The organism is Pseudomonas sp. D3-27 (genome assembly GCF_051132165.1).
GTDB lineage: Bacteria > Pseudomonadota > Gammaproteobacteria > Pseudomonadales > Pseudomonadaceae > Aquipseudomonas.
In genome coordinates, this window is sequence record NZ_CP071667.1 from 909631 (window position 1) to 933518 (window position 23888).

Here is a 23888-nt window from a genome sequence, read left to right on the forward strand (position 1 = left end):
ATGAAAAACGGAGCCTTCGGGCTCCGTTTTTCATGGGCCGTGGCTTTACTTCAGGTCAATTGCCACCACCTCAATCGATAGATCCCCCGCCGGCCGCTTCCACACCACCTCATCCCCAACCTTCGCCCCCAGCAAGGCCCGCCCCAGCGGCGAGCCCCAGTTGATCAGTCCATTGGCCGCATCGGCCTGGTCTTCCCCAACCAATTGCACACACCGTTCCTGATCGTGCTCATCGGCGAAAGTCACCCAGTGCCCGATTCGCACCTGAGCGCAATGGCTCGGCGTAACGACCTGGGCGCTTTGCAGGCGTTGATTGAAATATCGCAGATCCCGTTCGATATCGGCGATACGCTGCTTGTCTGCCCGCTCGCCCTGGGCAGACTGTTGGCTATGCAGTTGCTGCAGTTCGGTGACCCGTGCCTGCAATTGAGCAAGCCCCGCCGGCGTGACGTAGTTGGGCTGTGCGCTGACCTGGCGTTCGACCGGTTGATCGGCCTGGGCGGCGGCGTTGTCTTCGTTGACGAAAGCGCGACTCATAGGGTTCTCCTCTTTGGAGTTTGGGCCATGGTCGCAAGGTTTTGGTTTCGACGGATGTCTCTGAGCGACTCACTGCGTGCGATAGGCCCGAGCGGCGTCGCGATCTTCATTCTCACCCATGGTCTGGTACTGGCGAGGGCTGAATGGCGTGAGGCCGCGGTGACTATTGCGTTCGTTCAGTAGTGGTACCACTTCACCTCGAGCATCACCTCGTTCTCTGGCGAGGCCAAGTGGCTGAACTCTCGCTGGGCGCTCAGGCGCAGGCCCAGGTTGCGGGACAATTCCCACTGCTGGTTCAGGCTCAGGCTACGGCGTACCTCGCCATTGACGAAGTAATCGCCCTTGGCTTCCAGGCTCAGGTTGCCCAGCGGGTTCTTCCACAGCACGCCGCTGTTGAATCCGGCGGCCGGGGCGATAAATTGAGCGAAATCGTTGTTGTGTTCGACCCGCACCGTGCCTAGTGCAAAGCCCAGTACATCTTCGCCCAGCGCCCAAGTGCCACCCGCGCCGCCGTTGACGTGGCTGACCAATGTTTCATCGTCGTGTTTGCCCGGCACCCGCTCCAGGCCACCAGTGACCTGCCAGGACAACGGTTGCAGCAGCTCGTTGCGCGGGGTCAGGGAGCGGATGGTCGCCAGGTCCAGCTGCTGCACTTGCCAGTCGTTGCCTTCGTACTGGCGCAGCTTTAGTTGAAGGATCTCGATTTGCGCCCCCAGCGGAAAGCTTTCGGCGTTGTCGTTGAGGTCGTGATAGGCCATGCGCAGGCCGTACTCACCGAACGCACGGTCACCCCGCGTACCCAGGCCGGCCTGCCAGGTGCGCGATTCGTGGCCGTCTTCCGGAAGGCCCGGCTGTGGGATGTCCAGTTCCGGCGCGGGGTTCTGGTTGATCGCCCTCAGCAGCTCGAAACTGCGCTGGGCCCGCTGTGGATCGCGCTCCTGGCCGTTGGCGCGATAACGCTCCAGGCGGTAGGCGGCATCGATGATCAGCGCCTGGCGCTCGCGCGGTAGCGCCTTGAAGTCGGGCGTTTGCAATTGTTGCTGGTCGGCGCTGACCTTCAAAACCCACTGCTGCTCATTATCGCTGAGCGGTTCGGCGCGGCTGAGCAACTCTCGCTCCCGGGACGGGCGGTACTGGATGCTTTCCACCAGCCCGGCTTCTTTCACCGCCTTGACGGTGTCGGTGGGGATCGCCGTGAGCGGGAACTGTTCGGTCAGGCGCAGGCTGGGACGGGCGACTTGCAGCAATTCAAGCAGGCGATAGGAGCAGTTTTCGTCGAAGAAGAAATAGTCGAACTGGATCTGCTTGAGCTCCCACACATGCTCGACCATCCGTTCGGTTTCCGCCTGGCTCAGGTTCAGGCGGTATTCCCATAGGTCGCGATTCTCGAGGCTGCGGTATTCGGAGAGTTTTTCCTGGTACGGCACCAGGGCGAACAGGCCAGGGTAGCCGCCCATCAGGCCCTTCCAGGCGTAGAGGATGCTGTTATCCGAACCTTCAATGTAGGCGCCGAAGTTGATCGCGTAGCTGAGCAGCGCGGTCTTGTCGCTTTGCACATCGGCCTGGTCGATGCGCAGCAACGTATGGCCGAACATCGATGACGGGCTGTTCAGGTACGCGGCCGGGAAGATCATCACCGCGCTGTGGGGCGAAACGTCCTTGAACCATTGGGTGTAATCGCTGCAATTGACCGAGGGCAGGTCCGTCAGGTCGAGCTGCGCCTTCAGCCAGCGGGTACGCGCCGGGTACACGCACTGGGCATGCTGCTGGCCGGCACTGGCCGGGCCGTACAGGGCTTGCAGCGTGGCGGTCAGTTCGCGGTCGGGATGCTCGTTGCCGTCGGGTGCGAGGAAGAATTTCTTGTCGCTGATGTAGCTGCGCCAGCCGCCGAGCTTGGCGGTTTCGTAGTGGCCAAGGGAAATCCAGAAGCGGTCATTGGCCAGTTGCTGCAAACGTTGAGGGTCGACATGAGGCGCGGCGGATAGCGGGGCGCACACACAGAGCGCCAGCCAGGCAAGGCGTTTGAGCATAGTCGGCTACTTGGAAGATCGAAAAATAAAGACCGAGAGGGCCCCAGAAAGAAAACCCGCTCCCCGAAAGGAGCGAGTGGTGTCGAGCTTAAGCTTGAGTCGCGTACTTGGCCAGGCGAGGGTCGTTTTTCAGAATGGCCAGGGTGTTGGCATGCACGTCTTCTGCGGTCACATCAGCCTTGCTGAAGATCTGCTGGAAGTGCTCGTGGGTCACAGCGGAGAAGTGAGCGCGATCTTCCGGCGCCACACCCAGTACCACGGCGTAGGTGGTCAGCGCTTCGCCCTGACCCTTGGCCATGTCTTCGGACAGCTCGTTCATCATGCCATTCATGGCCAGCCAGGACTTACCACCGTAGGTCAGTGCTGCGTTGGTCGAGCAGCCGTTGGTGCCGGAGGTCATGCCGAAGGTGGCGTTGCCGGAGGTGCCGTTGGTGGTGGATGCGAGGAAGTGGGCCGGGGTGCCACGCTGACCTTCGAACAACATGTTGCCCCAACCGCAATCCGGGCCGCCCGGCGCCTGAGCCATGGCGTTGATGGATACAGCGGTGAAGAGAGTACCGAGAAGAATCCGTTTCATAGCTATGTTCTCTTTATGTGCATACCAATGGACAGGGTCTGGCCCCTACAGGAGCCAGTGGGCCGGTTATTGTTCCAGCCGCGCAGTTTGGAGTTTAGGCACGATCCGAGGGTTCCGTGACATTTTGCAAAAACATTACTGCAAACCCGTTGCTTGCGGGGCTCTGCGCTGGGTTTTTCCCTCGACTATGCTTTGGCCTGAGACGCTCCTTGCCAGTCAGGTATAGGCAGCGCCAGAATGCCGCTATCTGCCCCGCCTGATGTAAGGAAGCCCGATGCCTGATCCTGTTGCTGCCAGCTTGCGTCTAGCGCCCGAAGCGCTGACCCGTCCGTTTTCCGCTGAACAGTTCAGCTTCTCTACCACCAATGATCTGGAGCCCTTCCGCGGTGTGCTTGGCCAGGAGCGTGCGGTCGAAGCATTGCAGTTCGGTGTGGCGATGCCACGCCCCGGTTACAACGTATTCGTCATGGGTGAGCCCGGTACTGGCCGGTTCTCTTTCGTCAAGCGCTACCTCAAGGCCGAAGGCAAGCGCATGCAGACCCCGTCGGACTGGGTCTATGTCAATAACTTCGATGAGCCTCGCGAGCCACGCGCCCTGGAGCTGCCCTCGGGTACGGCGGGCACGTTCATTGGCGATATCAATGGCCTTATCGACAATCTGCTGGCGACTTTTCCGGCCGTGTTCGAGCACCCGTCCTACCAGCAGAAAAAAAGCGCCATCGACCGCGCCTTCAACCAGCGCTACGACCGCGCTCTCGATGTGATCGAGCGCCTGGCATTGGAAAAGGATGTCGCGCTGTACCGTGACAGCAGCAACATCGCGTTCACGCCGATGAGCGAGGGCAAGGCGCTGGACGAGGCGGAGTTCGCCCAACTGCCGGAGGCCGAGCGCGAGCGGTTCCACGAAGATATTTCCGGCTTGGAGGAGCGCCTGAACGAAGAGCTCGCCAGCCTCCCGCAGTGGAAACGCGAATCCAACAACCAGTTGCGTCAGCTCAACGAAGAAACCATCACCCTGGCCTTACAGCCTTTGCTGGCGCCGTTGTCGGAAAAGTACGCCGAGAACGCCGCGGTTTGTGGATATCTGCAAGCCATGCAGGTCTATCTGCTCAAGACCGTGGTCGAACAACTGGTGGACGACAGCAAGACCGACGCCGTCGCCCGCAAGCTGCTGGAAGAGCAATACGCGCCGAGCCTGGTCGTCGGCCATCCGGCGAGCGGTGGCGCGCCGGTGGTGTTCGAGCCGCACCCGACCTACGACAACCTGTTCGGGCGCATCGAGTACAGCACCGACCAGGGCGCGCTCTACACCACGTATCGGCAGTTGCGCCCAGGCGCCTTGCACCGTGCCAACGGCGGTTTTCTGATCCTGGAAGCGGAAAAGATGCTCGGCGAGCCGTTCGTGTGGGATGCGCTCAAGCGTGCCCTGCAGTCGCGCAAGCTGAAAATGGAGTCGCCACTGGGCGAGTTGGGGCGGCTGGCGACGGTCACCCTGACGCCGCAGCACATCCCGTTGCAGGTCAAGGTCGTGATCATCGGCGCGCGCCAGCTCTATTACGCCTTGCAGGACCTGGATTCGGATTTCCAGGAAATGTTTCGCGTACTGGTGGACTTCGATGAAGACATCCCGATGGGCGACGAGAGCCTGGAGCAGTTTGCCCAGTTGCTCAAGACACGCACCTCGGAAGAGGGCATGGCGCCGCTGACCGCCGATGCGGTGGCGCGCCTGGCGACTTACAGTGCGCGTCTGGCCGAACACCAGGGACGCCTTTCGGCGCGTATCGGTGACCTTTTCCAACTGGTCAGCGAGGCGGATTTCATCCGCCAACTGGCCGGTGACGAGATGACCGATGCCGGTCACATCGAGCGCGCCTTGAAGGCCAAGGCCACCCGCACCGGGCGTGTCTCGGCGCGAATCCTCGACGACATGCTGGCGGGGATCATCCTCATCGACACCGACGGCGCGGCCGTGGGCAAGTGCAACGGGTTGACGGTACTTGAGGTGGGCGACTCTGCGTTCGGTGTCCCGGCGCGCATTTCGGCCACGGTATATCCCGGCGGCAGCGGTATCGTCGACATCGAGCGAGAGGTCAACCTCGGCCAGCCGATCCACTCCAAGGGTGTGATGATTCTCACCGGCTACCTGGGAAGCCGGTATGCCCAGGAATTCCCGCTAGCGATCTCGGCCAGCATCGCCCTGGAACAGTCCTACGGCTATGTGGACGGCGACAGCGCATCCCTCGGCGAAGCTTGCACGCTGATCTCGGCCTTGTCGAAGACGCCATTGAAGCAGTGCTTCGCCATCACCGGCTCGATCAACCAATTTGGTGAAGTGCAGGCGGTGGGTGGGGTCAACGAGAAGATCGAAGGCTTCTTCCGCCTCTGTGAAGCCCGCGGGCTGACAGGCGAGCAGGGGGCGATCATTCCCCAGGCCAACGTTGCGACCCTGATGCTCGATGAAAAAGTGCTGGCCGCCGTGCGCGCCGGGCAATTCCACGTCTACGCCGTGCGCCAGGCCGACGAAGCCCTGAGCCTGCTGGTGGGCGAACCCGCGGGCGAGCCGGACGAGAACGGCGAGTTCCCGGAGGGCAGCGTCAATGCGCGCGTGGTGGAGCGGCTGCGGGTTATCGCGGAAATGATCAGCGAGGACGATATCAAGGAGGCGGAAAAGGAACTGGCGCAGCAGGCGCTGGCGGAGGCCAAGCCGGCTTGAGGTTTTTCTCGATATCGGAAACCTAATTGTGGGAGCGAGCCTGCTCGCGATAGCGGATGGACAGTCGACATCATTGTTGCTGTCCATCCGCCTTCGCGAGCAGGCTCGCTCCCACACTGTTTTGTTGTGGATCATTTTTTCTTAATGCGCCACCAGTTTGGCGTCAATATTCACACTGTGACCGCTCGGCGCATTCTGGTTTCAAAATCCTTCGCCGCCGGAACTTTTCTCCTATCCTCAGTTCAAGGATAACGAGAGCCATCATTGGATCGAAACAGCCCCGCCTGGGCTGAATACCGGATCTACCGAGGGGCGCCGCCATGTCGCGCAACCTTTGCCTTACCCGCCAGTGCCTGGGCCTGGTGACCCGCATTGAATGTGCTGTCCGTCCGCTCGCTGGAGACACGGGCATGTGGACCGTGCTCTTCGCCGCCGGAATGGCCGGCGAGCAACCTTCCGCCATCAAGGCCCAGGGGCCGTTTCCCGGGCCGACCGCCGCAGAAACCATACTCGACACCATCGTCCAGAGCCTGACAACCCACGGTTATGAACTGGCCGACGATCCGCAGATCTGGTCCCTGCACATGCAGGCGCAACTGCGGGAGATCAACGGAGGGCGTTGTCGCAACGTTGGCGGTTTCGAGTTTCGTCCGCTTCAGTGAGTCGTCCAAGGGCATGCTCAGCCAGTAGAACCGCAGGCCGGACCGGCGTTTGTCGGTAGGGGCGTGGCTGGTATACTCGCCGCGTTTTTTCAGCCCTGGTGTGAGACTCAATGGAACGCTTTATCGAAAATGCAATGTACGCCTCCCGTTGGCTGCTGGCGCCGATCTACTTCGGGCTGTCTCTGGGCTTGCTGGCCCTGGCGCTGAAATTCTTCCAGGAAGTCTTTCACGTCATCCCCAACGTGTTTTCCATGGCCGAGTCCGAGCTGATCCTGGTACTGCTGTCGCTGATCGACATGGCGCTGGTGGGCGGTTTGCTGGTCATGGTGATGATCTCCGGCTATGAGAATTTCGTCTCGCAACTGGACATCGATTCCGACAAGGAAAAGCTCAACTGGCTGGGCACCATGGACTCTTCATCCCTGAAGATGAAGGTGGCCGCGTCGATCGTAGCCATCTCTTCCATCCATTTGTTGCGTATCTTCATGGATGCCAAGAATGTCGATCCCGACCACCTGATGTGGTACGTGATCATCCACATGACGTTCGTGGTGTCGGCCTTCGCCATGGGGTATCTGGACAAGCTGACCAAGCACTGAGGTTCGTCACGCGCTGCGGCATCTGTGCTAGTCTGCTCGCCCTTTTGGTTCCGGGCGCTCCGGGAGGCGCTGTGTACGCACGGCAACTTCCCGGGCCGTCCGCACAGCGGAGCAGCATCATGTCCGAAGTTAACCTGTCCACCGACGAAACACGCGTCAGCTACGGCATTGGCCGTCAGTTGGGCGACCAACTGCGCGACAATCCGCCACCGGGCGTGAGCCTGGACGCGATCCTGGCCGGCCTGACCGACGCGTTCGCCGGCAAGCCAAGCCGCGTGGGCCAGGACGAGATGTCCGCCAGCTTCAAGGTCATCCGTGAAATCATGCAAGCGGAAGCCGCCGCCAAGGCTGAGGCCGCTGCGGGCGAAGGTCGTGCGTTCCTGGCTGAAAATGCCAAGCGCGATGGCATCACCACCCTGGCCTCCGGCCTGCAATTCGAAGTGCTGACCCAGGGTGAAGGCGCCAAGCCGACCCGTGAAGACCAGGTGCGCACCCATTACCACGGCACCCTGATCGACGGCACTGTGTTCGACAGTTCCTACGATCGTGGCCAGCCAGCCGAATTCCCGGTAGGCGGCGTGATTCCTGGCTGGACCGAGGCGCTGCAACTGATGAACGCCGGCAGTAAATGGCGTTTGTACGTGCCTAGCGAGCTGGCCTACGGCGCCCAGGGCGTTGGCAGCATCCCGCCGCACAGCGTGCTGGTGTTCGACGTCGAGCTGTTGGACGTATTGTAAGACCCTGTCCGGTTTTACAGCCGGACAAAAAACTGTGGGAGCGAGCCGCACCATCGCTCCCACAGGTTCTCCCACAGGTTATTTATGCTCATCCATGGAATCTGCCGCTGAAGTCACCCGTTGGGCGCAACGCCCGGGCGTAGCAGAACAGGAACAGGTTTCGCACCAACTCCTTTAGCACCAGCGGTTCGCTGGAGTTGAGGCTGTTGAGGTCCAGATCCCCCTGGTCCTGCAGCTCATTCAAGGCTTCTTCTTCAAGCACCGCACAGACTTCCCCGGTTTCCCGGTGCAGGATCCTCAGGTAGGGATGTGGACGGTCCAGCCAGGCATCGATCAAATAAGTCATGGTTCTCATCTCCTTGATGGGTTCGATGAGAATAATTCTTATTCGCTAAATAGCAAGTCTCTATTGGCGCAACGGTTTTTTTCTGACGATGGGTTGTGAAAGCCCAAGCGGGTGGAATCCCGTGGGGCCGCACAAAATAGGGTTGGGGAGGGGGAAGGCAAGCACCATCCCACGCGGGGCATGGGATGGGAAATACAACAGATTCAGACTTTTCTGACGAACTCGGATTTAAGCTTCATCGGGCCGATGCCGTCGATCTTGCAGTCGATATCGTGATCGCCATCGCATAGGCGGATGTTCTTGACCTTGGTGCCAACCTTGACCACCAAGGAAGTCCCCTTGACCTTGAGGTCCTTGATCACGGTAATGGTATCGCCGTCCTGCAGGACGTTGCCAACCGAATCCTTCTTCACGATGTCGTCGGACGGCGCTTGCGCTTCGCCGCCGGCGGACCATTCATGGGCGCACTCCGGGCAGACCAGCTGGGTACCGTCTTCGTAGGTGTATTCGGAATTGCATTTCGGGCAGGGAGGCAACGTGCTCACTAAGGTTCCTTGGTATCAGGAGGGCAAAAGGGCGCACATTGTATAGGGTTTTGTTGCCAGGAGGGTGATACGGGGCTTTTGTGGCGAGGGAGCTTGCTCCCGGTGGGCTGCGCAGCCGCCCCCTTATGGCACTTGCGGTCGCTGCGCAACCGAGCGGGAGCAAGCTCCCTCGCCACAAAAGCTCGCCGTTTTCATGCAATCAATGGGTGCGGGCGACCGCAAACTCGCTCAGTTCCACCAGCGCATCGCGGTACTCGCTGGCCGGTAGGGCGTCGAGGCACTTGATTGCGCGGGCGACGTAGTCCTGGGCCAATTTCGCGGTGTATTCCAGCGATCCGGAAGCTTCGACCGCGATCCTGATGCTCTCTAGGTCCTCGATCCCGCCTTTCTGGATCGCCTGGCGTACCAAAGCTGCCTGTTCAGGTGTGCCTTCACGCATGGTGTAGATCAGCGGCAGGGTCGGCTTGCCTTCGGCCAGGTCGTCACCGACGTTCTTGCCCAGGGTCTCGGCGTCGCCCTTGTAGTCCAGCAGGTCGTCCACCAGCTGGAAGGCCACGCCCAGGTGGTCGCCAAAGGTGCGCAGGGCTTCGCTCTGCTCGGCGGTGGCACCGGCCAGGGCGGCGGCGCTGTGGGTCGAGGCTTCGAAGAGCATCGCGGTCTTGCCGCGAATGACCTCCATGTAGGTTTCTTCGGTGGTGCTGGCATCGCGCACCTTGGACAACTGCAGCACTTCGCCTTCGGCGATGATGCGCGTGGCCTGGGACAGGATCTTCATTACCGGCATCGAGCCCAGCTCGACCATCATTTCGAACGAGCGCGAGTACAGGAAGTCACCCACCAGCACGCTCGGGGCGTTGCCCCACATGGCGTTGGCGGTCGAACGGCCACGGCGCATGCCGGACATGTCGACGACGTCGTCATGCAGCAGGGTCGCGGTGTGCAGGAATTCGATGGTGGCGGCGAGCAGGCGCATGTCGTCGCCTTCGCGACCCAGTGCCTTGCCGCACAATAGCACCAATAAAGGACGCAGGCGCTTGCCGCCGGCCGACGTGATGTAGTCGCCGATTTTCGATACCAGCGGCACGCGGGACGTCAGCTGCTTCTTGATGATACCGTCGACGGCACTAAAATCGTCCGCCACTGCGCGGTAGAAAGCTTGGGGTTGCATCAGCGACAGGCGCTCCAGAAGGGTTGCGCGGCATGCTAGGACCCACGTCCGCAGGTGTCAAGGCGCATGCTTCTACAGTGCGGGGCGGCCACTTGCAAGGCTCGGTCAGCTTGCGTACAATCGCGCACCCTGAACTTCCTGGGCAGCACCTGCCTTACGCAATTGCATCCGGGCCTTCCAGCCCATGCAGCCATGCCAGCCAATACCTCTTCTTATAAAGCGCTGGGTGAGCAGGATTATCGGAGAAATACCATGTCGTATGCAGTAATCGTTACTGGTGGCAAGCAATACAAGGTCGCCCCAGGTGAATACCTGAAGATCGAAAAACTGGAAATCGCTACCGGCGAATCCGTGACTTTTGATCGCGTTCTGTTGGTCGCCAATGGCGATGACGTGAATATCGGCGCTCCAGTCGTTGCTGGCGCTACCGTTGTGGCTGAAGTGATCTCCCAAGGTCGTCACGATAAAGTCCGCATCATCAAGTTCCGTCGTCGTAAGCACCACATGAAGCGTATGGGCCACCGCCAGTGGTACACCGAGATCAAAATCACCGGTATTCAGGCTTAATTTCAGCCTAATTCCTCACTAGGAGAATTGAACTCATGGCACACAAAAAAGCTGGTGGTAGTACCCGTAACGGTCGCGACTCAGAAGCCAAACGCCTTGGCGTGAAGATGTATGGCGGCCAGGCTATCAAAGCGGGCAACATCATCGTGCGTCAGCGCGGCACCCAATTCCACGCTGGCTACGGCGTTGGCATGGGTAAGGATCACACCCTCTTCGCTAAAATCGAAGGCGTGATCAAGTTCGAAGTAAAAGGCGCCTTCGGTCGTCGTTACGTAAGCGTTATCGCAGCTTAATTGCGAGACCGCTGGAAAAGCCCTGTCTTGCGACGGGGCTTTTTCGTTTGTGGGGTGAGTCTCTTGCAAAACTGTTTGTATGGGCTGTCGGCGCTGCGGTTGGGGCGTGTTTTGAGGTCGCTGCGCTCATTTTTGCAAGAGTCTTATGTCTTGTTTTTTTCGGCTCGTCCGTACGGCGAGAGGCGTGTGTCATGAAGTTTGTTGATGAAGTATCGATTCGAGTAAAGGCTGGCGACGGCGGCAATGGCTGCATGAGTTTCCGTCGGGAAAAATTCATTGAAAACGGTGGCCCCAACGGTGGTGACGGGGGCGACGGCGGCTCGATCTACATGCTCGCCGATGAAAACCTCAATACCCTGGTGGACTACCGTTACACCCGGCACTTCGATGCAGAGCGTGGCTCCAACGGTGGCAGCACCGACTGCACCGGCAAGAAGGGCGAAGACCTGATCCTGCGCGTGCCGGTCGGTACCACGGTGATCGATTCCGCCACCCAGGAAGTCATCGGCGACCTGACCAAGGCTGGCCAGCGTTTGCTGGTGGCCCATGGTGGCTGGCACGGTCTGGGCAACACCCGTTTCAAATCCAGTACCAACCGCGCGCCGCGCCAGACCACGCCAGGCAAGCCCGGCGAACAGCGTGACCTGAAGCTGGAAATGAAAGTGTTGGCCGATGTGGGTCTGTTAGGTCTGCCGAATGCCGGTAAAAGTACCTTCATTCGCTCGGTGTCGGCGGCCAAGCCTAAAGTGGCCGACTACCCGTTCACCACCCTGGTGCCAAACCTGGGCGTGGTCAGTGTCGACCGTTGGAAAAGCTTCGTGATCGCCGACATTCCGGGGCTGATCGAAGGCGCTTCCGAGGGTGCCGGCCTGGGCATTCGCTTCCTCAAGCACTTGTCCCGTACCCGCCTGTTGCTGCACCTCGTCGACATGGCGCCTCTGGATGAAACCAGTGCTGCCGATGCTGCCGAGGTCATCGTCAACGAGCTGACCAAGTTCAGCCCGGCCCTGGCCGAGCGCGACCGTTGGCTGGTGCTGAACAAGTGCGACCAGATCCTCGAGGAAGAGCACGAGGAGCGGGTCAAGGAGATCGTCGATCGCCTGGAGTGGGAAGGTCCGGTCTACGTGATCTCGGCCATCGCCAAGGAAAACACCGAGCGTCTGTGCCACGACATCATGCGTTACCTGGAAGATCGCGCCGATCGCCTGGCCAACGACCCGGCCTACAAGGAAAAGCTGGCCGAGCTCGACCAGCGCATCGAAGACGAGGCGCGCGCCCAGTTGCAGGCGCTGGACGACCAGCGTGCCTTGCGCCGCAGTGGCGTCAAGTCGGTCCATGACATCGGTGACGACGATTGGGACGAAGAAGATGTGGATGACGAGGACGGTCCGGAGATCATCTACGTCCGCGACTGATCTTGTGCTGATGCCGGCCGCTTGAAGGCAAAACCTGTGGGAGCGAGCAGGCTCGCTTGTATGGTAGGACTTGAAGGGAGGAGGAGGGACAAGGCTCGATTCTGACTGTTCGCGCAGTACAGACCGTGGGAGATTTCACCCCTCCTCCTTTCACCCAAGCGCCGATAAAGAATGCATCTGGCCTAGACCGACGATAGGAACAAGCCTGCGCCTCTGGGTGAACCCTTCAAGTGTTCAAACCTTAGCGCGGAGGATTTTCAATGGCAATGCCGGTTTCTGTCGCAAAGCCGATCGTGGGGGTTGATGTCGCCAAAGATGAGTTGGTGATTTATCACGCAGAAACAGATCGACTGGAAGCGATCCCCAACACCAAAGCTGCGATCCAGAAGTGGCTCAAGGAATTGCCTGCGCCAGTGGATGTCGCCATCGAGGCCACCAATATCTATCACCAGGACTTCGCCGACCTGGCTTATGCGCAGGGCTGTGTGATCTACATGATCGGCGGCTACGAACTCAGCCATTACCGCAAAGGTGTGAAAGTTCGCGCCAAAACCGATGCGCTGGATGCTCGGTTGTTGGCTCGCTACTTGAACAACGAAGGCCACCAGTTGCACCCGTGGACCCCGCCATCGCCCCTGTATTGCCGGCTTATAAGCCTTTTCCGGCGCCGGGCAGCCTTGGTTCAGGCGCGTGTCAGCCTCAAGCAAAGTTGGTCGAACGAACCGTTGCTCAAAACGGCCTTTGAGAACCAGATAAAGGCCATGCAGCGACTGGAAATCTTGCTTGAGAAAACAATCCAGACGCAATTGGATGCAGCCGGTCTGGGCAGTCAGCTCAAGCGCTGCATGAAAGTCGAAGGAATCGGGCTGTTGAGCGGTGCGCGTTTACTTACGTCGTTTCAGCGTGGAGATTTCAGAAATGCCGATGCCTTCATCGCTTTTCTAGGGCTGGACCTGCGCATATCGGACTCGGGAAAAAAGAAGGGACGCCGCTGCCTGTCTAAGCGAGGTGACCCGGAGGCGCGCCGATTGATGCACAACGCCGCGATGTCGGCGAGCCGCACAGCGGCGTGGAAGGGTTTTTATGGGGCTCTGCGGGCTCGAGGGCTAAGCACAACCGAAGCATTAGTGGCACTGGCCCGCAAGCTTGCCCGAGTGGTATTCGCTCTGTTGAAGAACCAGAGCGAATACCTACCAAAAGGCATCTAAGGCTAGCCATGCACCATAGAATCTCCCACAAGGATTCTCGTGTGGCTGGCATTAACTGGTCCAGGGCGGTGTTATCATCGCAGCCAGCCGGTTTCCAAGGCGCCGCTCAATCGAGCGGCGTTTTGGTATCTGTAAAACGCAAATACGAATAATCCCATGGGCGGCGCTGGGTCGCGCCGTTCGCTGGCAAAGGTTGAAGAAAATGCGGAGCAAGGTGACGGGTGCGCAGCGCTGGGTCGTCAAGATCGGCAGCGCACTGCTGACGGCGGATGGCAAGGGCCTGGATCGCACGGCTATGGCGGTGTGGGTCGAACAGATGGTGGCCTTGCATGAGGCGGGTGTCGAGTTGGTGTTGGTCTCTTCCGGGGCCGTGGCTGCCGGCATGAGTCGCCTGGGCTGGACGTCGCGACCCAGCGCGATGCATGAGCTGCAAGCTGCCGCCGCCATCGGCCAGATGGGCCTGGTCCAGGCTTGGGAGTCGAGCTTCGCCGAGCATGGTCGCCACACGGCGCAGATCCTGCTGACCCATGACGACCTGTCCGACCGCAAGCGCTACCTCAATGCCCGCAGTACGTTGCGGGCGTTGGTCGAGCTGAAGGTTATCCCGGTGATCAACGAGAACGACACGGTGGTCACCGACGAAATCCGTTTTGGCGACAACGACACCCTGGCCGCGCTGGTGGCGAACCTGGTGGAGGCGGATCTGCTGGTGATCCTCACGGATCGCGACGGCATGTTCGATGCCGATCCACGCAACAATCCCGACGCCAAGCTGATCTACGAGGCCCGCGCCGATGATCCGGCGCTGGATGCCGTGGCGGGTGGCACCGGCGGGGCTTTGGGGCGTGGCGGCATGCAGACCAAGCTGCGCGCGGCGCGCCTGGCGGCCCGCTCCGGGGCGCATACGATTATCGTGGGTGGTCGGCTGGAACGTGTATTGGATCGCCTGAAGGCTGGCGAGCGTATCGGAACATTGTTGTCGCCCGAGCGCGGCATGCTGGCGGCACGCAAGCAATGGCTGGCCGGGCATCTGCAAACCCGTGGCACCTTGGTGCTGGATGCGGGGGCGGTGTCGGCCTTGTCCCAGGGCAACAAGAGTTTGCTGCCAGTGGGCGTGAAGCTGGTCCAGGGCAGTTTTCGTCGCGGCGAGATGGTGGTATGCGTCGCGCCGGACGGTCGCGAAATCGCCCGCGGCCTGGCCAACTACAGCGCGTTGGAAGCGCAGAAAATCATCGGCCAGTCGTCTGATGCGATCGTCGGCTTGTTGGGTTACATGGCAGAGCCCGAATTGGTCCACCGTGACAACCTGATCCTCGTCTAAGGAAAAAACATGGGTATGGCAAAAGGATTGATCGGTTTGCTACTGGCACTGCCGCTGCTGGCTTCGGCCGAGGAAATCGGCCAGGTCTCGACGGTGTTCAAGTTTGTCGGGCCGAACGATCGGATCGTGGTCGAGGCGTTTGACGATCCCAAGGTGGACGGCGTGACCTGTTACCTGTCGCGAGCCAAGACCGGTGGTGTAAAAGGTGGTCTGGGCCTGGCCGAAGATCGCGCCGAGGCGTCCATCGCCTGTCGGCAGGTCGGGCCCATCAGCTTCAAGGGCGACCTCAAGGACGGCGAAGAGGTGTTCCGCGAGCGCACTTCGTTGGTGTTCAAGACCATGCAGGTGGTGCGGTTCCTCGACAAGAAGCGCAATACGCTGGTGTATCTGGTCTATAGCGATCGCGTGATCGAGGGCAGCCCGCAAAATGCGGTGACGGCGATTCCGATCCTGCCGTGGGCTCGGGCTCAATAACCTACGCTCAATGCCCCTGTGTGGGAGCGAGCCCGCTCGCGATACGGTGTGTCAGGTGGCATCAATGCTGCTGGCAGACAGCATTCGCGAGCAAGCTCGCTCCCACAGTTTTTTGCGGTGTGGCTGATAAATCCCAGGCAATAAAAAACCGACCCTGAGGTCGGTTTTTTAACGAGCGCGTCGCTTAGGCAGCAGCGGCAACGTTCAAGGCCTTTACGTGGCCATTCAGGCGGCTCTTATGGCGAGCAGCCTTGTTCTTGTGGATGATGCCTTTATCGGCCATGCGGTCGATAACTGGCACAGCCAGAACGTAAGCAGCTTGTGCTTTTTCAGCGTCTTTTGCGTCGATGGCCTTGACTACATTCTTGATGTAGGTACGGACCATGGAACGCAGGCTGGCGTTGTGGCTGCGACGCTTCTCAGCCTGTTTTGCACGTTTTTTGGCGGAAGGTGAGTTGGCCACCGTCGAGCTCCTCGAAAGACTTTTTAGGAAATAGCAAACAAAATAGGCCGCGAATCATGCCGATGAGTTGAGGTCTTGTCAAGGGCGGGTGACACGTTCCGCTGAATGGCAGGTGCGGCGCACCGAATGATTTCTTTCCGGCGTGCGACCTGTAAACTCGCGGGCTTTGGCGCTGTGCTGTTTAGCGGCGCGGAGTATCGCACAAGTGGGCGCATTGTTCGCCTGCTGTTTATCGACAGGCAAAAACTCTTTTCATGAATCTGCTTAAATCGTTGGCTGCCGTCAGCTCTATCACGATGCTTTCCCGTGTCCTGGGGTTCGTTCGCGATACGCTGATCGCCCGGATATTCGGTGCCGGAATGGCCACCGACGCCTTCTTCATTGCGTTCAAATTGCCCAACCTGCTGCGGCGAATCTTTGCCGAAGGGGCTTTTTCCCAGGCCTTCGTGCCGATCCTGGCGGAATATAAAAGCCAGAAGGGCGACGAGGCGACCCGCACCTTCATCGCCTATGTAACGGGGTTGCTGACGCTGGTGTTGGCACTTGTCACGGCCGCCGGCATGCTCGCCGCGCCTTGGGTGATCTGGGCCACCGCGCCAGGGTTCACCGACATGCCGGAAAAGTTCCAGCTCACCTCGGATCTGTTGCGGGTGACCTTTCCTTATATATTGCTGATTTCCCTGTCGTCGCTGGCCGGGGCGATCCTCAATACCTGGAACCGCTTTTCGGTGCCGGCCTTCGTGCCGACGCTGCTCAATGTCAGCATGATCGTGTTTGCGTTGTTCCTGACGCCGTATTTCGATCCACCGGTAATGGCTCTGGGATGGGCGGTATTGGTGGGTGGCCTGGCGCAGTTGCTCTATCAACTGCCGCACCTGAAGAGGATCGGCATGCTGGTGCTGCCGCGGCTGAACCTGCGCGACAGCGGCGTGTGGCGCGTCATGAAGCAGATGCTGCCGGCGATTCTCGGTGTCTCGGTGAGTCAGATCTCGCTGATCATCAACACCATTTTTGCCTCGTTTCTGGTGGCTGGCTCGGTGTCGTGGATGTACTACGCCGACCGCTTGATGGAGTTGCCGTCCGGCGTGCTGGGCGTGGCGCTGGGCACGATTCTGCTGCCGACCCTGGCCAAGACCTACGCCAGCCAGGATCGCCATGAGTACTCGCGGATCCTCGATTGGGGCCTGCGCCTGTGCTTCGTGCTGGTCCTGCCTTGCGCGCTGGCGTTGGGGATCCTCGCCGAGCCGCTGACCGTTTCCTTGTTCCAGTACGGTCAATTCAATGCATTTGATGCCCTGATGACGCAGCGGGCACTGATTGCCTATTCGGTGGGGCTGCTCGGGATCATCGTGATCAAGGTCCTTGCGCCAGGTTTCTATGCCCAGCAGAACATCCGCACGCCGGTGAAGATCGCGGTCTTCACGCTGGTGATGACCCAACTGTTCAACCTGCTGCTCATCGGTCCCCTGGCCCATGCCGGCCTGGCCTTGGCAATCAGTGCAGGGGCCTGCCTCAACGCTGGGCTGCTGTTCTATCAACTGCGCAAGCAGAAGATGTATCAACCGCTGCCGGGCTGGGGCAAGTTCGGCCTCAAGCTGCTGGTCGCCGTGGCGGTGATGTCGGCGGTATTGCTGGCTGGGATGCACTTCATGCCGGCTTGGGGCGAAGGGCAGATGCTCGAGCGTTTCCTGCGCCTGGGCGTGTTGGTCGTGGCGGGCGTGGTGGCGTATTTCGGCATGTTGCTGCTGATGGGGTTCCGTTTGCGCGACTTCAATCGCAAAGCCTTGAACTGAGCACCTGCTCTGTATGATCACGGGCCCGACGGCGGTTTTGTCGGTTCGATCACTTTGGGTTACGGTGTTGCCTGTCACCGACCGCCGGGTGTGGTTATAATCGGCCACTTTATGAGCAAGAAGCGCGTTATGCAGCTGGTTCGAGGCCTTCACAACCTGCGTCCCCGCCATCGGGGCTGTGTCGCCACCATTGGCAACTTCGACGGTGTCCACCGTGGTCACCAGGCTATCCTGGCGCGGCTGCGCGAGCGTGCGCTGGAATTGGGCCTGCCCAGCTGCGTGGTGATCTTCGAGCCGCAGCCCCGGGAGTTTTTCGCCCCGGACACCGCTCCGGCCCGCTTGGCGCGGCTGCGGGACAAGCTGCAGCTGCTGGCCGCCGAAGGCGTCGACCGGGTCCTGTGCCTGGCCTTCAACCAGCGCCTGAGCAAACTCAGTGCCGCCGAATTCGTCGATACCATCCTGGTGGATGGTCTCGATGTGAAACACTTGGAAGTCGGCGATGACTTCCGTTTTGGCTGTGATCGGTCCGGAGATTTTGATTACCTGCAACAGGCAGGTATCGCCCAGGGCTTCACGGTTGAAGCGGCGCAGACCGTCGAGATGGACGGTTTGCGCGTCAGCAGCACCCAGGTCCGCAACGCCTTGGCGGCCGCCGACTTCGAATTGGCCGAGCGCTTGCTCGGCCGGCCGTACCGGATTGCCGGGCGGATCCTGCATGGGCAGAAACTGGCGCGCCAATTAGGCACGCCAACGGCCAATGTGCAGCTCAAGCGCCGTCGTGTGCCGCTCACCGGGGTGTTCCTGGTGAGTGTCGACATCGATGGCAAGACCTGGCCCGGCGTCGCCAATATCGGTGTACGGCCGACGGTCCAGGGAGATGGCAAGGCCCATCTCGAAGTACACATTCTGGATTTTGCCGGCGATCTGTATGACCGGCGTTTGACGGTGGTTTTCCACCAGAAGCTGCGTGAAGAGCAGCGTTTTGCCTCTCTGGAGGCGCTCAAGACGGCGATCCATGCAGATATCGCCGCCGCCCGTGCCCTTGTCGCAACCAGCGCCAATCGCTAATGAAGAGCCTTAAATGACCGACTATAAAGCCACGCTAAACCTTCCGGACACCGCCTTCCCAATGAAGGCCGGCCTGCCTCAGCGCGAACCACAGATTCTGCAGCGTTGGGACAGCATTGGCCTGTACGGAAAGTTGCGCGAAATTGGCAAGGATCGTCCGAAGTTCGTCCTGCACGACGGCCCTCCGTACGCCAACGGCACCATCCACATCGGTCACGCGCTGAACAAGATTCTCAAGGACATGATCATCCGCTCCAAGACCCTGTCGGGTTTTGACGCGCCGTATGTCCCGGGCTGGGACTGCCACGGCCTGCCGATCGAGCACAAGGTCGAGGTGACCCACGGCAAGAACCTGGGCGCGGACAAGACCCGCGAGCTGTGCCGTGCCTATGCCACCGAGCAGATCGAAGGGCAGAAATCCGAATTCATCCGCCTCGGCGTGTTGGGCGACTTCGCCAACCCGTACAAGACCATGAACTTTGCGAACGAAGCCGGCGAAATCCGTGCCTTGGCGAAAATCGTCGAGGGTGGCTTCGTGTTCAAGGGCCTCAAGCCCGTGAACTGGTGCTTCGATTGCGGTTCGGCCCTGGCCGAGGCGGAAGTCGAGTACGAAAACAAGAAGTCCTCGACCATCGATGTCGCATTCCCGATCGCCGATGAAGACAAGCTCGCCGCCGCGTTCGGCCTGGGCAAGCTGGCCAAGCCGGCGGCTATCGTGATCTGGACCACCACCCCGTGGACCATCCCGGCCAACCAGGCGCTGAACGTCCACCCGGAATTCAACTACGCCCTGGTCGATGTCGGTGACAAGCTGCTGGTGTTGGCCGAAGAGCTGGTCGAATCCTGCCTGGCCCGTTACGGCCTCGAAGGTTCGGTGGTTGCCACCGCGCCAGGTTCGGCGTTGGAACTGATCAATTTCCGCCATCCGTTCTACGACCGTCTGTCGCCGGTGTACCTGGCCGACTACGTGGAACTGGGCGCGGGCACCGGCGTGGTTCACTCCGCGCCGGCCTATGGCGTTGACGACTTCGTGACCTGCAAGAAATACGGCATGGTCAACGATGACATCCTCAACCCGGTGCAGAGCAATGGCGTGTACGTGCCGTCGCTGGAATTCTTCGGCGGCCAGTTCATCTGGAAAGCGAACCCGGCCATCGTCGACAAGCTGACCGAAGTCGGCGCGCTGTTGCACACCACCGTCATCGAGCACAGCTACATGCACTGCTGGCGCCACAAGACCCCGCTGATCTACCGTGCCACGGCGCAGTGGTTCATCGGCATGGACAAGCAGCCCACCAGCGGCGACACCCTGCGCCAGCGTTCGCTCAAGGCTATCGAAGAGACCCAGTTCGTGCCGGCCTGGGGCCAGGCGCGCCTGCACTCGATGATCGCCAACCGTCCGGACTGGTGCATTTCTCGCCAGCGCAACTGGGGCGTGCCGATTCCGTTCTTCCTGAACAAGGAAAGCGGCGAGCTGCACCCGCGTACTGTCGAGCTGATGGAACAAGTTGCCCAGCGCGTCGAAGCCGAAGGCATCGAAGCCTGGTTCAAGCTGGACGCCGCCGAGCTGCTGGGCGACGAAGCGCCGCTGTACGACAAGATCAGCGACACCCTGGACGTCTGGTTCGACTCCGGCACTACCCACTGGCACGTGCTGCGCGGTTCACACCCGATGGGCCACGAGACCGGCCCGCGCGCCGACCTGTACCTGGAAGGTTCGGACCAGCATCGCGGCTGGTTCCACTCGTCCTTGCTGACCGGTTGCGCCATCGACAACCACGCGCCGTACCGCGAGCTGCTGACCCACGGCTTCACCGTCGACGAGTCCGGCCGCAAGATGTCCAAGTCCCTGGGCAACGTGATCGCGCCGCAGAAAGTCAACGACACCCTCGGCGCTGACATCATGCGCTTGTGGGTTGCGTCCACCGATTACTCCGGCGAGATGGCGGTTTCCGAGCAGATCCTGCAACGCAGCGCCGACGCCTACCGGCGAATCCGTAACACCGCGCGTTTCCTGCTCTCGAACCTGACCGGCTTCAACCCGGCCACCGACCTGTTACCGGCCGAAGACATGCTCGCCCTGGATCGCTGGGCCGTGGACCGTACCTTGCTGCTGCAACGCGAATTGCAGGAACACTACGGCGAATACCGTTTCTGGAACGTCTACTCCAAGATCCACAACTTCTGCGTGCAGGAGCTCGGTGGTTTCTACCTCGACATCATCAAGGATCGCCAGTACACCACCGGCGCCAACAGCAAGGCGCGCCGTTCCTGCCAGACCGCGCTGTTCCACATCAGCGAAGCGCTGGTGCGCTGGATCGCGCCGATCCTGGCGTTCACCGCCGATGAGCTGTGGGAATACCTGCCGGGCGAGCGCAACGAGTCGGTGATGCTCAACACCTGGTACGAAGGCCTGACCGAACTGCCGCAAGGCTTCGAGCTGGACCGTGCGTACTGGGATCGAGTGATGGCGGTCAAGGCAGCGGTCAACAAGGAAATGGAAATCCAGCGGGCGGCCAAGGCCGTCGGCGGCAACCTGCAGGCCGAAGTGACGCTCTACACCGAAGACGCCCTGGGCGCCGACCTGGCCAAGCTGGGCAACGAGCTGCGCTTCGTGCTGATCACCTCCACCGCCAGTGTCGCGCCGTTGGCGCAGGCGCCGGCCGATGCTGTGGTCACCGAAGTGAGTGGCCTGAAGCTCAAGGTGGTCAAGTCGAGCTTCGTCAAATGCGCCCGTTGCTGGCACTGCCGTGAAGACGTCGGCGTGAACCCGGAGCATCCGGAAATCTGCGGTCGTTGCGTCGACAACATCAGCGGCACAGGCGAGGTTCGCCACTATGCCTAATGTGGCGGGCCGTTTCGGGCGGCTGGGCTGGCTCTGGTTGAGCGTGCTGGTGCTGGTGATCGACCAGGCCAGCAAGTACTACTTCGAGGGTTCGTTGACCCTGTACCAGCAGATCGTGGTCATTCCTGACTACTTCAGCTGGACACTGGCCTACAACACCGGTGCAGCGTTCAGCTTCCTGGCCGACAGCTCGGGCTGGCAGCGCTGGCTTTTCGCGCTGATCGCCGTGGTGGTCAGCGCCGTGCTGGTGGTCTGGCTCAAGCGCCTGGGGCGTGACGAAACCTGGCTGGCGGTGGCGCTGGCCTTGGTCCTGGGTGGGGCGCTGGGCAATCTCTACGATCGGATTGCCTTGGGCCACGTCGTCGATTTCATCCTGGTGCATTGGCAGAATCGCTGGTACTTCCCCGCGTTCAACTTTGCCGACAGCGCCATCAGCGTGGGCGCCGTGATGCTCGCCCTGGATATGTTCAAGAGCAAGAAAACCGGAGAAGCCGTCCATGACTGAGCAGCGTATCGCTCAAAACACCGAAGTGAAGCTTCACTTCGCCCTGCACCTGGAAAACGGCGACACGGTCGACAGCACTTTCGACAAGGCGCCGGCGGTGTTCAAGGTCGGCGACGGCAACCTGCTGCCGGGCTTCGAGGCGGCGCTCTTCGGTTTCAAGGCCGGCGACAAGCGCACCGTGGTCGTTCCACCGGAAAATGCCTTTGGTCAGCCCAACCCGCAAAACGTGCAGACCATGCCACGCTCGCAATTCCAGGACATGGAACTGTCCGAGGGCTTGCTGGTGATTTTCAACGATGCGGCCAACGCCGAGCTGCCGGGTGTGGTGAAGGCTTTCGACGATGCCCAGGTGACGGTGGACTTCAACCATCCATTGGCGGGCAAGACCTTGAGTTTCGAAGTGGAAATTCTTGAGGTCAAGGCGGTTTAAGGTTTAACGGCAATTATCGCCCCCACAATACCTGTGGGAGCGAGCCTGCTCGCGAAAGCTGAGTCAAAGTCGCCATCGAGTTGACTGATCCACCGTATCGCGAGCAGGCTCGCTCCCACAGACACGAGGCACAGCATGCAAATCAAACTCGCCAACCCCCGTGGCTTCTGCGCTGGCGTGGACCGGGCGATCGAAATCGTCAACCGCGCCCTGGAAGTCTTCGGGCCTCCGATCTACGTGCGCCATGAAGTGGTGCACAACAAGTTCGTCGTCGAGGACCTGCGCAGTCGCGGGGCCATTTTCGTCGAGGAACTGGACCAGGTGCCGGACGACGTCATCGTGATCTTCAGTGCCCACGGCGTTTCCCAGGCGGTGCGTACCGAAGCCGCCGGTCGCGGCCTGAAGGTGTTCGACGCCACATGCCCATTGGTCACCAAGGTTCACATCGAGGTGGCCCGCTACAGTCGTGACGGCCGTGAATGCATCCTGATCGGGCATGAGGGCCATCCGGAAGTTGAAGGCACCATGGGCCAGTATGACGCCAGCAACGGCGGCGCCATCTATCTGGTCGAGGACGAGGAAGACGTGGCGGCCTTGCAGGTGCGCAATCCTGAAAAGCTCGCTTTCGTCACCCAGACCACTCTGTCCATGGACGACACCAGTCGGGTGATCGATGCCTTGCGTTCGCGCTTTCCGGCTATCGGCGGACCGCGCAAGGATGACATCTGCTACGCGACCCAAAACCGTCAGGACGCGGTCAAGCAACTGGCCAACGAATGCGATGTGGTCCTGGTGGTCGGCAGCCCGAACAGCTCCAACTCCAATCGCTTGCGCGAACTGGCCGAGCGCATGTCCACCCCGGCCTACCTGATCGATGGTGCCGAAGACATGCAGCGCAGCTGGTTCGACGGCGTCGAGCGGATCGGCATCACCGCCGGTGCTTCCGCGCCGGAAGTCCTGGTACGTGGCGTAATCGAACAGTTGCAGGCCTGGGGCGCCACCGGGGCTGACGAGCTGGCCGGTCGCGAGGAAAACATTACGTTTTCGATGCCGAAGGAACTGCGCGTCCGCTCCCTGCTTTAAGTCCTTTTGCGCACAGGGCCTGTTCGGCTTCGATACTTTCCAGACGGACGCGGCCGGAGGGCGCCAATATCACCTGGTGATGGCTGACCGGTTCGCGCTTGGCGCAGACATGCAGCGTGCCGGCCTGGAAAGAGCCATTGAGGTGCAGCGCTTCCCCCTGGCTGCCGAATCTCACCCTGCGTTTGACCGTCGAGTTGCCGATCACCCGAGCGTGTGCGCTGCGCTCCATCAGCAAGGTTTTCTCCTTGTTGTCCAGCGTGATCCGCCAGCCTTTGCCCCAATCGTTGTCTATTCCTTGTATCAGCACCCGGCGGTTGCGCGTGATGGCTTCGCTGCGGGCGCTGCGCAACCCGCTGAGCAGCAAATGCGCCGTGTCCTCGCGCTGCATGGATTCGATCAGCTCTTTGCAGCTTGTGCCGGCCCACGGCAGAACAATCGCGGCAATTGCCAGTCCCATGAGCAGTTCGAGCAGGCTGAAGCCTTGTTGGTACATGACGTCTCCTCCCTGG

At 60.6% G+C, this 23888-nt stretch carries 24 protein-coding genes; 16 read left to right on the forward strand and 8 right to left on the reverse strand.

Translation table 11 applies throughout. The features are described from left to right. Positions 1 to 45: 45 nt before the first annotated feature. From J3P92_RS04210 to J3P92_RS04220, 3 genes are all read right to left on the reverse strand, one after another. Complete coding sequence (locus tag J3P92_RS04210) at positions 46 to 537, reverse strand: GreA/GreB family elongation factor (protein WP_434649983.1); 492 nt, start codon at positions 535 to 537, stop codon at positions 46 to 48. Positions 538 to 713: 176 nt separating this feature from the next. Further along, positions 714 to 2567: an Lnb N-terminal periplasmic domain-containing protein gene (locus J3P92_RS04215; RefSeq protein ID WP_420767655.1), complete on the reverse strand. Its 1854-nt coding sequence runs from the start codon at positions 2565 to 2567 to the stop codon at positions 714 to 716. Positions 2568 to 2655: 88 nt separating this feature from the next. Further along, positions 2656 to 3144, reverse strand: coding sequence for a DUF3015 domain-containing protein (locus J3P92_RS04220; RefSeq protein WP_420767654.1), 489 nt, complete (start codon positions 3142 to 3144; stop codon positions 2656 to 2658). A gap of 274 nt (positions 3145 to 3418) precedes the next feature. On the opposite strand from J3P92_RS04220, the gene J3P92_RS04225 reads away from it, so the two are divergent. From J3P92_RS04225 to J3P92_RS04240, 4 genes are all read left to right on the forward strand, one after another. Further along, positions 3419 to 5857, forward strand: a complete 2439-nt coding sequence (locus tag J3P92_RS04225; protein WP_434562228.1) for a Lon protease family protein — start codon at positions 3419 to 3421, stop codon at positions 5855 to 5857. Between the two features lie 320 nt (positions 5858 to 6177). Then, positions 6178 to 6519, forward strand: coding sequence for a hypothetical protein (locus J3P92_RS04230; RefSeq protein WP_420767652.1), 342 nt, complete (start codon positions 6178 to 6180; stop codon positions 6517 to 6519). Between the two features lie 110 nt (positions 6520 to 6629). Then, positions 6630 to 7118 carry a TIGR00645 family protein gene (locus tag J3P92_RS04235; protein WP_420767651.1) on the forward strand — a complete coding sequence of 163 codons (489 nt, stop codon included), beginning with the start codon at positions 6630 to 6632 and terminating at the stop codon, positions 7116 to 7118. Positions 7119 to 7237: 119 nt separating this feature from the next. Next, the gene (locus J3P92_RS04240; RefSeq protein ID WP_122564948.1) at positions 7238 to 7855 is read left to right on the forward strand and encodes an FKBP-type peptidyl-prolyl cis-trans isomerase; all 618 of its coding nucleotides are present in this window, start codon (positions 7238 to 7240) and stop codon (positions 7853 to 7855) included. Positions 7856 to 7943: 88 nt separating this feature from the next. Here the strand turns inward: J3P92_RS04240 and J3P92_RS04245 are convergent, their stop codons facing one another. The 3 genes from J3P92_RS04245 to J3P92_RS04255 form a co-directional block, all read right to left on the reverse strand. Beyond that, complete coding sequence (locus J3P92_RS04245; RefSeq protein WP_003205743.1) at positions 7944 to 8201, reverse strand: PA4570 family protein; 258 nt, start codon at positions 8199 to 8201, stop codon at positions 7944 to 7946. Between the two features lie 203 nt (positions 8202 to 8404). Then, positions 8405 to 8746 carry a zinc ribbon domain-containing protein YjdM gene (locus tag J3P92_RS04250; RefSeq protein WP_420767650.1) on the reverse strand — a complete coding sequence of 114 codons (342 nt, stop codon included), beginning with the start codon at positions 8744 to 8746 and terminating at the stop codon, positions 8405 to 8407. A 199-nt stretch (positions 8747 to 8945) separates the two neighbouring features. Further along, positions 8946 to 9914: a polyprenyl synthetase family protein gene (locus J3P92_RS04255; RefSeq protein WP_420767649.1), complete on the reverse strand. Its 969-nt coding sequence runs from the start codon at positions 9912 to 9914 to the stop codon at positions 8946 to 8948. 252 nt (positions 9915 to 10166) lie between these two features. Here J3P92_RS04255 and rplU point away from each other — a divergent pair, with 252 nt between their 5' ends. From rplU to J3P92_RS04285, 6 genes are all read left to right on the forward strand, one after another. After that, entirely contained in the window at positions 10167 to 10481 is a 315-nt protein-coding gene (gene rplU, locus J3P92_RS04260) for a 50S ribosomal protein L21 (protein ID WP_003176051.1), read from the forward strand. 35 nt (positions 10482 to 10516) lie between these two features. Continuing rightward, the gene (rpmA, locus tag J3P92_RS04265) at positions 10517 to 10774 is read left to right on the forward strand and encodes a 50S ribosomal protein L27 (RefSeq protein ID WP_053153633.1); all 258 of its coding nucleotides are present in this window, start codon (positions 10517 to 10519) and stop codon (positions 10772 to 10774) included. 191 nt (positions 10775 to 10965) lie between these two features. Further along, positions 10966 to 12189: an Obg family GTPase CgtA gene (cgtA, locus tag J3P92_RS04270; protein WP_434649984.1), complete on the forward strand. Its 1224-nt coding sequence runs from the start codon at positions 10966 to 10968 to the stop codon at positions 12187 to 12189. 260 nt (positions 12190 to 12449) lie between these two features. Beyond that, complete coding sequence (locus tag J3P92_RS04275; protein WP_434649985.1) at positions 12450 to 13397, forward strand: IS110 family transposase; 948 nt, start codon at positions 12450 to 12452, stop codon at positions 13395 to 13397. A 202-nt stretch (positions 13398 to 13599) separates the two neighbouring features. Then, positions 13600 to 14718 (forward strand): glutamate 5-kinase, encoded by a 1119-nt coding sequence (proB, locus tag J3P92_RS04280; protein WP_420767648.1) that lies wholly within the window; start codon positions 13600 to 13602, stop codon positions 14716 to 14718. 9 nt (positions 14719 to 14727) lie between these two features. Beyond that, positions 14728 to 15192, forward strand: a complete 465-nt coding sequence (locus tag J3P92_RS04285; protein WP_420767647.1) for a CreA family protein — start codon at positions 14728 to 14730, stop codon at positions 15190 to 15192. A gap of 184 nt (positions 15193 to 15376) precedes the next feature. Here the strand turns inward: J3P92_RS04285 and rpsT are convergent, their stop codons facing one another. Beyond that, positions 15377 to 15655, reverse strand: a complete 279-nt coding sequence (gene rpsT / locus J3P92_RS04290) for a 30S ribosomal protein S20 (protein ID WP_020798646.1) — start codon at positions 15653 to 15655, stop codon at positions 15377 to 15379. Between the two features lie 254 nt (positions 15656 to 15909). Here rpsT and murJ point away from each other — a divergent pair, with 254 nt between their 5' ends. From murJ to ispH, 6 genes are all read left to right on the forward strand, one after another. Next, positions 15910 to 17448: a murein biosynthesis integral membrane protein MurJ gene (murJ, locus tag J3P92_RS04295; RefSeq protein WP_434649986.1), complete on the forward strand. Its 1539-nt coding sequence runs from the start codon at positions 15910 to 15912 to the stop codon at positions 17446 to 17448. 129 nt (positions 17449 to 17577) lie between these two features. Then, positions 17578 to 18516, forward strand: a complete 939-nt coding sequence (gene ribF, locus J3P92_RS04300) for a bifunctional riboflavin kinase/FAD synthetase (RefSeq protein ID WP_420767645.1) — start codon at positions 17578 to 17580, stop codon at positions 18514 to 18516. Between the two features lie 13 nt (positions 18517 to 18529). After that, a complete protein-coding gene (gene ileS / locus J3P92_RS04305) occupies positions 18530 to 21361 on the forward strand; it encodes an isoleucine--tRNA ligase (protein WP_420767644.1) in 2832 nt (943 codons plus the stop codon). After that, complete coding sequence (lspA, locus tag J3P92_RS04310) at positions 21354 to 21866, forward strand: signal peptidase II (protein WP_420767643.1); 513 nt, start codon at positions 21354 to 21356, stop codon at positions 21864 to 21866. The genes ileS and lspA overlap by 8 nt, the downstream gene beginning before the upstream one ends. Beyond that, positions 21859 to 22296, forward strand: coding sequence for an FKBP-type peptidyl-prolyl cis-trans isomerase (gene fkpB, locus J3P92_RS04315; protein WP_420767642.1), 438 nt, complete (start codon positions 21859 to 21861; stop codon positions 22294 to 22296). The genes lspA and fkpB overlap by 8 nt, the downstream gene beginning before the upstream one ends. A gap of 135 nt (positions 22297 to 22431) precedes the next feature. Beyond that, the gene (gene ispH, locus J3P92_RS04320; protein ID WP_420767641.1) at positions 22432 to 23379 is read left to right on the forward strand and encodes a 4-hydroxy-3-methylbut-2-enyl diphosphate reductase; all 948 of its coding nucleotides are present in this window, start codon (positions 22432 to 22434) and stop codon (positions 23377 to 23379) included. Here the strand turns inward: ispH and J3P92_RS04325 are convergent. Then, positions 23333 to 23872 carry a GspH/FimT family pseudopilin gene (locus tag J3P92_RS04325; RefSeq protein ID WP_434611514.1) on the reverse strand — a complete coding sequence of 180 codons (540 nt, stop codon included), beginning with the start codon at positions 23870 to 23872 and terminating at the stop codon, positions 23333 to 23335. The two genes, ispH and J3P92_RS04325, sit on opposite strands and share 47 nt — an antisense overlap. Between the last annotated feature and the right edge of the window lie 16 nt (positions 23873 to 23888).

Coding starts and splice junctions, on each gene's coding strand:
- cgtA (WP_434649984.1), top strand. CDS start 10,966: ATGAAGTTTGTTGATGAAGTATCGATTCGAGTAAAGGCTGGCGACGGC.
- J3P92_RS04235 (WP_420767651.1), top strand. CDS start 6,630: ATGGAACGCTTTATCGAAAATGCAATGTACGCCTCCCGTTGGCTGCTG.
- J3P92_RS04230 (WP_420767652.1), top strand. CDS start 6,178: ATGTCGCGCAACCTTTGCCTTACCCGCCAGTGCCTGGGCCTGGTGACC.
- murJ (WP_434649986.1), top strand. CDS start 15,910: ATGAATCTGCTTAAATCGTTGGCTGCCGTCAGCTCTATCACGATGCTT.
- J3P92_RS04225 (WP_434562228.1), top strand. CDS start 3,419: ATGCCTGATCCTGTTGCTGCCAGCTTGCGTCTAGCGCCCGAAGCGCTG.
- J3P92_RS04240 (WP_122564948.1), top strand. CDS start 7,238: ATGTCCGAAGTTAACCTGTCCACCGACGAAACACGCGTCAGCTACGGC.
- J3P92_RS04215 (WP_420767655.1), bottom strand. CDS start 2,567: ATGCTCAAACGCCTTGCCTGGCTGGCGCTCTGTGTGTGCGCCCCGCTA.
- fkpB (WP_420767642.1), top strand. CDS start 21,859: ATGACTGAGCAGCGTATCGCTCAAAACACCGAAGTGAAGCTTCACTTC.
- rpmA (WP_053153633.1), top strand. CDS start 10,517: ATGGCACACAAAAAAGCTGGTGGTAGTACCCGTAACGGTCGCGACTCA.
- proB (WP_420767648.1), top strand. CDS start 13,600: ATGCGGAGCAAGGTGACGGGTGCGCAGCGCTGGGTCGTCAAGATCGGC.
- J3P92_RS04325 (WP_434611514.1), bottom strand. CDS start 23,872: ATGTACCAACAAGGCTTCAGCCTGCTCGAACTGCTCATGGGACTGGCA.
- ileS (WP_420767644.1), top strand. CDS start 18,530: ATGACCGACTATAAAGCCACGCTAAACCTTCCGGACACCGCCTTCCCA.
- J3P92_RS04245 (WP_003205743.1), bottom strand. CDS start 8,201: ATGACTTATTTGATCGATGCCTGGCTGGACCGTCCACATCCCTACCTG.
- lspA (WP_420767643.1), top strand. CDS start 21,354: ATGCCTAATGTGGCGGGCCGTTTCGGGCGGCTGGGCTGGCTCTGGTTG.
- J3P92_RS04285 (WP_420767647.1), top strand. CDS start 14,728: ATGGGTATGGCAAAAGGATTGATCGGTTTGCTACTGGCACTGCCGCTG.
- J3P92_RS04275 (WP_434649985.1), top strand. CDS start 12,450: ATGGCAATGCCGGTTTCTGTCGCAAAGCCGATCGTGGGGGTTGATGTC.
- J3P92_RS04220 (WP_420767654.1), bottom strand. CDS start 3,144: ATGAAACGGATTCTTCTCGGTACTCTCTTCACCGCTGTATCCATCAAC.
- J3P92_RS04255 (WP_420767649.1), bottom strand. CDS start 9,914: ATGCAACCCCAAGCTTTCTACCGCGCAGTGGCGGACGATTTTAGTGCC.
- ispH (WP_420767641.1), top strand. CDS start 22,432: ATGCAAATCAAACTCGCCAACCCCCGTGGCTTCTGCGCTGGCGTGGAC.
- rplU (WP_003176051.1), top strand. CDS start 10,167: ATGTCGTATGCAGTAATCGTTACTGGTGGCAAGCAATACAAGGTCGCC.
- ribF (WP_420767645.1), top strand. CDS start 17,578: ATGCAGCTGGTTCGAGGCCTTCACAACCTGCGTCCCCGCCATCGGGGC.
- J3P92_RS04210 (WP_434649983.1), bottom strand. CDS start 537: ATGAGTCGCGCTTTCGTCAACGAAGACAACGCCGCCGCCCAGGCCGAT.